The 8,311-nt window shown below is 72.4% G+C and carries 7 protein-coding genes; all 7 read left to right on the top strand.

Annotated elements, in window-relative coordinates:
• Positions 1–158: 158 nt before the first annotated feature.
• From ACTHM3_RS07405 to ACTHM3_RS07375, 7 genes are read left to right on the top strand one after another with little or no spacing between them, the layout of a single operon-like run.
• Complete coding sequence (locus tag ACTHM3_RS07405; protein ID WP_440405466.1) at positions 159–1,163, top strand: ABC transporter permease; 1,005 nt, start codon at positions 159–161, stop codon at positions 1,161–1,163.
• Positions 1,163–2,692: a sugar ABC transporter ATP-binding protein gene (locus ACTHM3_RS07400; protein WP_440405465.1), complete on the top strand. Its 1,530-nt coding sequence runs from the start codon at positions 1,163–1,165 to the stop codon at positions 2,690–2,692. The genes ACTHM3_RS07405 and ACTHM3_RS07400 overlap by 1 nt, the downstream gene beginning before the upstream one ends.
• 23 nt (positions 2,693–2,715) lie before the next feature.
• The gene (locus ACTHM3_RS07395; RefSeq protein ID WP_440405464.1) at positions 2,716–4,194 is read left to right on the top strand and encodes an aldehyde dehydrogenase family protein; all 1,479 of its coding nucleotides are present in this window, start codon (positions 2,716–2,718) and stop codon (positions 4,192–4,194) included.
• A 43-nt stretch (positions 4,195–4,237) separates the two neighbouring features.
• Entirely contained in the window at positions 4,238–5,014 is a 777-nt protein-coding gene (locus ACTHM3_RS07390; protein ID WP_440405463.1) for an IclR family transcriptional regulator, read from the top strand.
• 13 nt (positions 5,015–5,027) lie between these two features.
• Positions 5,028–6,512: an aldehyde dehydrogenase family protein gene (locus ACTHM3_RS07385; protein WP_440405462.1), complete on the top strand. Its 1,485-nt coding sequence runs from the start codon at positions 5,028–5,030 to the stop codon at positions 6,510–6,512.
• A complete protein-coding gene (locus ACTHM3_RS07380) occupies positions 6,509–7,543 on the top strand; it encodes a zinc-dependent alcohol dehydrogenase (RefSeq protein WP_440405461.1) in 1,035 nt (344 codons plus the stop codon). Before ACTHM3_RS07385 ends, ACTHM3_RS07380 begins: the two co-directional genes overlap by 4 nt.
• On the top strand, positions 7,540–8,289 hold the full coding sequence (locus ACTHM3_RS07375) for a maleate cis-trans isomerase family protein (RefSeq protein ID WP_440405460.1): 750 nt from the start codon (positions 7,540–7,542) through the stop codon (positions 8,287–8,289). The genes ACTHM3_RS07380 and ACTHM3_RS07375 overlap by 4 nt, the downstream gene beginning before the upstream one ends.
• Positions 8,290–8,311: the final 22 nt, after the last annotated feature.

Raw genomic sequence — 8,311 nt, 5'->3', positions numbered from 1 at the left:
CGCCGACGGCCTGGTGTGCTCCCGGCTCTTTGTGACCGCGAAGCCTTCCCTGGGGGCTTGGAAGAATACGTCGGGTATCTGATCCCCGCCGCCGCCGCCCGTGTTTGGGGGGGGGCGGCGGCTCCCCCTCGATAGCCCTCGACGCGAAGGACCCTCCCATGAGCGAGTCAGCGCAGTCCCTCGACACGGCTCCGGCAGCGTCGCCGGCCCGCGTCGCCCCCGCCCGCCCGAACCTGGGGCGCGGGATCCAGCGATGGAGTCTCCCCATCGTCTTCGTCGCCGCGATCGTCCTCTTCTCGATCCTGCGGCCGGACGTCTTCCCCACCGTCAACAACCTCGTCTCGGTCCTGCAGCAGAATCTGCCGCTGCTCCTCGTCGTCGCCGGGCTCTGCCTCGTGCTGTCGCTGCGGGAGTTCGATCTCTCGTTCGGTTTCATCGCCGGCGCGGCCGCGGCCCTCGCGGTCCAGTCGATGGTGCTCTGGCACGTCCCGCCCGGCGTGGCCGTGCTCCTCGCGTTCGCGCTCGGTGGCGTCCTCGGACTGGTCAACGGTCTCCTCGTGGCCTTCACGCGACTCCCGTCGTTCATCGGGACGCTCGCGACCGGGGCGGCCATCGAGGGCGTCATGCTCGCGATCTCCACCCAGACCGTGTTCCAGGGGATCCCGGAGTCCTACATCGCCCTCACGAACGTCAAGGTCGGCGGCGTCAACGTCGACATCGTTGTCGTGGCGGTGCTGGTCGCCGTGCTCGCGTTCGTCCTCCGGTTCACGGTGTTCGGGCGCCAGGCGACCGCCATCGGCGACAACCCGGCCGCCGCGCGCATCGCCGGGGTCAACGTGCGACTCACGCAGGTGGTCAGCTTCACGCTCGTCGGCATCTGCGCCGGCCTGGCGGGTGTGCTCATCACATCGCAGGCCGCCCAGTACTACCCGGATCCGGCGTCGGGGCTCACCCTGCCCGCGTTCGCGGCCGCCTACCTGAGCCTCTCACTCGGCCGCGGCTGGCGATTCAACGTCCCCGGAGCGATGCTCGGCGGCCTGTTCCTCGCCGTCATCCAGACCGGCGTCACGATGCTCAATCAGCCCACCTGGCTCGGCCAGCTGCTGCAGGGCGTCATCCTGCTCGTCGCGATCCTGGCCCTCAACCGTCGGCGGGCGGCCTGATGGCCGGACGGACAACGCCGCCGGAGCCCTGGCTGCGCGCCGTCGGGCTCACGAAGACCTTCAACGGAGTCGTCGCGATCGGCGATGCCGACCTCGAGCTCCGCGTCGGGGAGGTCCGCGGGGTGGTCGGCCCCAACGGCGCGGGGAAGTCGACTCTCATGCAGATGCTCGCCGGCATCCACCGCATCGACGAGGGTCAGCTGCTCATCGACGGCACCCCGGTGCGGTTCCGCGGCCCCCAGGAGGCGCTCGCCGCCGGGATCGCGCTCGTCCCGCAGGAGATGCAGCTCGCGATCAATCTCTCGGTCGCCGGCAACATCGTGCTCGGCCGGGAGCCGCGACGCGGCGGGGTGGTCTCCGCGGGGCGTTCGCGTCGCCTCGCGGCCGACGCGCTGCGGCGGGTGGGCAGCTCGATCGACCCGGACGCCGACGTCAGCTCGCTGTCCACGGTCGAGCGTCGGCTGGTGATGGTCGCCCGCGCGCTCGTCGCCGACGCGCGCCTCATCATCCTCGACGAGCCCACCGCCGCCCTCGCCCCGAGCGAGGCGACGGCCGTGCTGCGGATGGTGTCGACCGTCGCCGAGGGCGGCGTCTCGGTGCTCTACGTCTCGCACCGCTTCGACGACATCTCGGCGGTCGCCGAATCGGTCACCGGTGTGCGGGACGCCCGTGTCGTCGCCGACCTCGGCCGCGAGGAGATCACGCACCGCCGTCTCGTCGAGCTCGTCACCCCGGTCGACGCCGTCTCGCACCGCGTCCCCGAGACGGCCCGCGGGGCGCGCGTCGACGGGGAGCAGGTTCTCGTCGTGGACGCTCTCGGGGCGGGTCCGCTGCGCAACGCGTCGTTCACCGTGCGAGCGGGCGAGATCCTCGGGGTCGCCGGCCTCGCCGGATCCGGGGCCGACGAGCTGATCCGCGCCGTCGGGGCCATCGAGCCGCGCCGCACCGGCACGGTGACGGTGGGCGGTGCGGTGCTGAAGTCCGGCGACCGCCTGCGCGCGGTGCAAGCGGGTGTCGCCTACGTGCCCGGTGACCGCACGCTCGCGACGTTGCCGAGCCACGACATCGCGTCCAACATCTCGATCTCCGATCTGCGGGCCGTCGCCACCCTCGGGGTCGTCTCCCCGCGCCGCGAGCGTCGGCTCGCCGCCGAGACCGCCGCACGGGTCGATCTCGCCGGGTCCCTGGGGCGCGCGCTGTCGTCCCTCTCCGGCGGCAACCAGCAGAAGGCCGTCTTCGCCCGGTGGATCGCGACGCATGCGCGGGTGCTGCTGCTGCACGACCCGACCGCCGGCGTCGACGTGGGCGCGCGCGCCGAGATCCACCAGCGCGTCCGCGAGCTCGCCGCCGACGGCGACGCCGTGCTCCTCGTCACCACCGACCTGCCGGAGCTCGTCGAGCTCTGCGACCGGATCCTCGTCGTCGACCGCGGCGAGGTCGTCGACGAGATCGACGGCGCCGATGCGAGCGAGAGCGGCGTCCTGGCCGCCATGACCCGCGGCGGACGCCCGCTGTCCGCCGCTTCCTGACCCCACCCCTCGAAAGGATCGACATGCCCGAGTTCACCCGCCCCCGTCACTGGATCGACGGCGAATGGGTCGCCTCCACCGGCTCCGAGATGCGCGACCTCATCAACCCGACGACCGAGGAGGTGCTGGGCGCGATCCCGATGGGGACCGCCCAGGACGTCGACCTCGCCGTCCGTGCGGCGGCCCGCGCGTTCGAGACGTGGTCCGTCACGACGCCCGCGGAGCGCGCCGCACTGATCGCCCGCTTCGCCGAGGGCATGGAGCGCCGCGGCCCCGAGCTCGCCGAGGTGATCACGGCGGAGGTCGGTGCCCCGGTCAGCATCTCGCTGCCGCACCAAGTCGGCTTCCCGCTGAACGTGCTCAAGTCGCACGTGCCGATCCTCGAGAGCTTCGAGTTCACCGACCGGATCGCGAACTCGCTCATCCTCAAGGAGCCGGTCGGCGTCGTCGGGGCCATCAGCCCCTGGAACTTCCCCATCCAGCTCGTGATGGCCAAGCTCGCCCCGGCGCTCGCCGCCGGCTGCACCGTGGTGCTGAAGCCCAGCGAGTACACGCCGCTGACGGCCTTCATCCTCGCGGAGATCCTCGAGGAGGCCGGCCTCCCGGCGGGCGTCTTCAACATCGTGACCGGCGACGGGCCGACGGTCGGTGAGGCGATCAGCCGGCACCCCCTCGTCAACATGGTGTCGATGACCGGTTCCACCCGTGCCGGTCGGCAGGTGTTCGCCGCTGCCAGCGAGACCATCAAGCGCATGCACCTCGAGCTCGGCGGCAAGAGCGCGAGCGTCATCCTCGACGGCGCCGACTTCGAGAAGGCCGTCCGCATCACGATCGACCAGGCGTTCTTCAACTCCGGTCAGGCGTGCCTCGCCTGGTCGCGCATGCTCGTGCCGGCGCACCGGCAGGACGAGGCCGCCGACATCGCGAAGGACCAGGCGGAGTCCTACGTCGTCGGCGACCCGACCGACGCCGCGACCAACCTCGGACCGCAGCAGAACCTCGCGTGCTACGACCGCGTGCAGGACTACATCAGTGCCGCCCAGGCGTCGAACGCGCAGCTGGTCACCGGCGGCCTCGGGCACCCGGAGGGCCTCGACCGCGGCTACTTCGTGAAGCCGACGGTGTTCCGCGACGTCCGGCCCGACGATCGGATCGCACAGGAGGAGGTCTTCGGACCCGTCATGGCGATGCTCCCGTATCGCGACGAGGACGATGCGGCGGCGATCGCGAACAACAGCTCGTTCGGGCTGCACGGCGCGGTGTGGGCGGAGGACGACGCGACGGCGGTCGAGTTCGCGAAGCGCGTCCGCACCGGGCGCATGGACATCAACGGGGCCCCTCTCAACCTGGTGTCGCCGTTCGGCGGGTACAAGCAGTCGGGGTTCGGCCGCGAGCTCGGGGTCTACGGCTTCGAGGCCTACCTCGAGGTGAAGTCGCTGCAGCTGAGCGGCGACACGGAGGGGCTGAAGACCGGCATCCGTGTCAAGGAGGCCCAGGGCTGATGCATCGGACGAAGAGGGAGGCCAAGGGATGACCGGACCAGAGGTGAGACGGCCGGCAGCAGCGGGCAGCAAGGCGACCTCCGGGTCGGAGAGCGCCCGCAAGGTGCTCTCTCTGCTGCTCTCCTTCAGCGAGGAGGATCCGACGCGGAGTGTGCAGGAGATGGCGACGGCGCTGGATGTGCCGGTCAGCAGTGCCTACCGCTACGTGAGCCTGCTGCGCGAGTTCGGGCTCCTGGAGGAGGCCGAGTTCGGCGGCTACCGCGTCTCGCTGCGCGCGGTGGGCCTGGCCCGCGCCGCCCGCGCCGGTGCCGCCGGCCTGTCGGACATCGCCCACCCCGTCGTGCAGGAGCTCGCCCGCGAGACCGGCGAGACCGCGCTGGTCATCCGACGCCTCGGTCAGGCGGTCGTCGCCGTCGACATCGAGGAGTCGGCCCAGCCGGTCCGGCTCACCTTCGAGCGCGGCGTCCTGATGTCGCTCAATCGCGGCTCCGCCGCCCGGCTGCTGCTCGCCGCCCTCACCCCGAAGGAGCGGGCCGACTACTACTCCTTCCTCCGCACGGTGGAGAACGACCCCGAGCTGCCGGGGGAGGAGGAGCTCGCCGCGATCGCGGAGCAGGGCTGGACCGAGAGCTTCGGCCAGGTCTCCGACGGGATCTGGGGCTGCGCCGCCGCCATCACCGTCAACCGTCGGGTCGTCGCCGCACTGAGCGTGGCCGGCCCGCTCTTCCGCCTGGACGACGCGCACCGCGCGCGGATCGTCGAGGCGGTCCGCCGCCGCGCCGACGAGATCAACGCCGCCGTCGCCGGCACCGAGTTCTGACCTGGATGCATCGATGACCCTCTCCCTCCCTCTCTGGATCGGCGGCCGCGCCGTCGCCGGCACCTCCGTGATCACCCGCGAGAACCCCGCGCGCCCGACGGAGATCGTCGGCCAGGTGGCCGCGGGCGACGCCGCCCTGACGGCCGAGGCGATCGGTGCCGCGCACGCGGCCGCCGGTCCGTGGGCGGCGACGCCCGTCTCCGACCGCACCCGCCTCGTCCGCGACGCGATCGAGGCGGCGTCGGCCGCGAACCCCGAGCGCGCGCGTCTGCTGGCCTCCGAGCTCGGCAAGGTGGTGACCGACGCGCTCGGCGAGCTGGGGTTCGCCGCCGCGCTCGCGCGCTACGCGGCGCCCCTCGCCGAGCGGCTGTGCGCCGACGTCGTGGTCGAGGACGACGAGGGCCGTCTCGTCATCGTCCAGGAGCCGTTCGGCGTGGTCGCCGCGATCACGCCGTGGAACGCGCCGGTCATCCTGGCGTCGCTCAAGGTCGTCCCCGCCCTCATGACGGGCAACACGATGGTGCTGAAGCCGTCGCCGCTCGCGCCGCTCGCCGTCACGGAGTTCCTCTCCGCCGTGGCGGCCGGGCTGCCGGACGGCGTGCTCAACATCGTCAACGGCGGCGCCGACGTGGGCGAGGCCCTCGTGAGCGACCCGCGCGTCGCCAAGGTCACCTTCACGGGCGGGCTCGTGACCGCGCGGTCGATCGCATCGACCGCCGCGAAACGGGTGACCCCGACGGTCATGGAGCTCGGCGGCAACGACGCGGCGATCTTCCTGCGCGACGCCGAGTACACGGAGGACATGTACATCCGCGCGGTGTTCGGCGCCTTCCTCACGAGCGGGCAGGTCTGCATGGCCACCAAGCGGATCTTCGTGCCGCGCGAGCGCCACGACGAGTTCGTCGCCGGCTTCACCGCGGCGGCGGCCACGGCGCTGAAGGTCGGCGATCCCCTCGCGGCCGAGTCGACGATGGGTCCCGTCGTGACCCGCGACCACCAGGAGCGGCTCCACGCGCTCATCGCGTCCGCCGAGGCCGCGGGCGGCGTCCTGCACCGGATCGGCGACGTGGAGATCCCCGACGCCGACGGCTACTGGGTCCACCCCGCCGTCGTCACCGGCCTCGCGGACGACCACCCGCTCGTCGCGGACGAGCAGTTCGGCCCGGTCGTGCCGATCCTCGCCTACGACACCGAGGACGAGGTGATCGAGCGGGCCAACGCCGTCGAGCAGTCCCTGGCGTCGTCCGTCTGGTCCACCGACGAGGCGCACGCGCAGGCGGTCGCCCGGCGGCTCGACGTCGGGTTCACCTTCCTGAACTGCGCCAACCGCGCCGGCACCTCGCTCCGCGCGCCCTTCGGCGGGCGCGGGCTGAGCGGGCACGGGCGCGAGTTCGGGGAGGCGGGCATCGCCGAGTACCTGCAGACGCACGCGATCAACTACCCGAACGCGATCCGCACCGGGACCGCGCGCGGCAACGCCTACCCGGTGCCCGCGTGAGCGCCGTCGCCGAGCCGCGGGTCGGCGGCCGGGTCCTGACCCTCACGGCACCGCGCGAGCTCCGCCTGGTGGAGTCGCCCGCCCCCGAGCCGGGACCCGGCGAGGCGCGGGTCCGCATCCGCGCGGTGGGGATCTGCGGCACCGACGTGCACGGGTATCTGGGTCGCGCCGAGCGCTTCCCGACGACGCTCGGGCACGACGCCGTCGGCACGGTCGACGCGCTCGGGCCCGGCGTCACCGGGCCGGAACTCGGCGACCGCGTCACGATCGATCCGACCATCGCCTGCGGCGCCTGCCCCTGGTGCACCGCCGGCGGTCCCCAGCTTTGCGCGACGGGCAGCTACCTCGGCATGACCTCGGCCGGCACCATGGCGGACCTCGTGGTCGTGCCCGCGGATCGGCTCGTCGCCGTTCCCGCGGCCCTCGATGACGTCGACGCGACGGCCCTCGAACCCGTCGCGGTCGCCCTGCATCTGCTCGATCGGATCGGCGACTTCGCGCCCGCCGGGCGGCACGCCGAGGTCGTCGGCGGCGGTCCGCTGGGTGTGCTCCTGGCCCAGACCCTGCAGGCGCGCGGCTGGACGGCGCTCCTGCACGAGCCGCAGCCCGCCCGCCGCGCGATCGCCGCGGATCTCGGCCTCGCGGTCGCGGACGGCTCGGCCGCGGCGGCCGCCGCCGAGGGCCCGATCCTGGTGGTCGACACGTCCGCCTCGGCGCCCGGGATCGAACTCGCCCGGCGCCTCGCGAACCGCGGATCCGTCATCGCGCTCATCGGGCGCGCGTCCGCCGACATCCCCGTCCCGCAGATCCTCGGCGACGAGCTGACGGTGGTCGGCGTCAAGTCCGGTGCCGGCCGATACCCGGAGGCCATCGAGCTCGTCTCCTCCGGCGCGGTGACGCCGCGGGCCACCGTCACCCACTCCTACGACCTCGCCGACGCCGACCGGGCGTTCGCCGAGGTGACCGACCCGGCGGCGCAGGTGATGCGCGCCGTGCTTCGCACCGACACCGCAGACAAGGACCGTCCATGACCCTCGACGTCACCGGCTACCGCAGCAAGATCGGGGTCATCGTGCCCTCGACCAACACCGTGGTCGAGCACGACACCGCGATGCTCGCGCCGCACGGCATCACGTTCCACACCGGGCGCATGTACATCGAGCACCCGTCGATGGACAGCAACGAGAACTTCGACAAGCTCCGGCTCCAGATCAACGCGTCGATGGACACCGCGCTGCGGGACGTCATGACCTGCAAGCCCGAGCTCATGATGATGGGGATGTCGGCCCAGACCTTCTGGGGCGGCGTCGAGGGCAACGAGAGCTTCATCGAGCACGTGCGGTCCCTGACCGGCGGCCTCCCGGTCACCACCGGCGCCACCGCCTGCCGGGCCGCGCTCGAGACGCTCGACGTCAAGCGCATCGCCGTGTTCTCCCCCTACCAGCCCATCGCCGACGTCAACGTGCACCGCTACTTCACCGAGGCGGGGTTCGACGTGGTCGCCATCACGGGTCTCCGTGCGTCCAGCGCGACGGCCATCGCGGAGATCACCCCGGAGGAGGTGATCCGCACCCTCAAGGAGATCGACTCCCCGGACGTGGAGGCCATCGTGCAGGTCGGCACCAATCTGTCGTTCGTCCGCACCGCCGACGAGGCGGAGCACTGGCTCGGAAAACCGGTCATCGCCATCAACGCGGCGACCATCTGGCACACCCTGCGGCAGGCCGGCTTCACCGACACCTGGGGCGGTGCCGGCACCCTGCTCCGCAACTTCTGACCATCCCGCCGCCCCTTCTCCC

It is taken from the genome of Pseudolysinimonas sp. (genome assembly GCF_051954455.1).
GTDB lineage: Bacteria > Actinomycetota > Actinomycetes > Actinomycetales > Microbacteriaceae > Pseudolysinimonas.
The sequence above is the reverse complement of the archived record's forward strand: the minus strand, read 5'-3'. Positions and strand labels throughout refer to the sequence as shown.

Coding starts and splice junctions, on each gene's coding strand:
- ACTHM3_RS07400 (WP_440405465.1), top strand. CDS start 1,163: ATGGCCGGACGGACAACGCCGCCGGAGCCCTGGCTGCGCGCCGTCGGG.
- ACTHM3_RS07385 (WP_440405462.1), top strand. CDS start 5,028: ATGACCCTCTCCCTCCCTCTCTGGATCGGCGGCCGCGCCGTCGCCGGC.
- ACTHM3_RS07375 (WP_440405460.1), top strand. CDS start 7,540: ATGACCCTCGACGTCACCGGCTACCGCAGCAAGATCGGGGTCATCGTG.
- ACTHM3_RS07405 (WP_440405466.1), top strand. CDS start 159: ATGAGCGAGTCAGCGCAGTCCCTCGACACGGCTCCGGCAGCGTCGCCG.
- ACTHM3_RS07395 (WP_440405464.1), top strand. CDS start 2,716: ATGCCCGAGTTCACCCGCCCCCGTCACTGGATCGACGGCGAATGGGTC.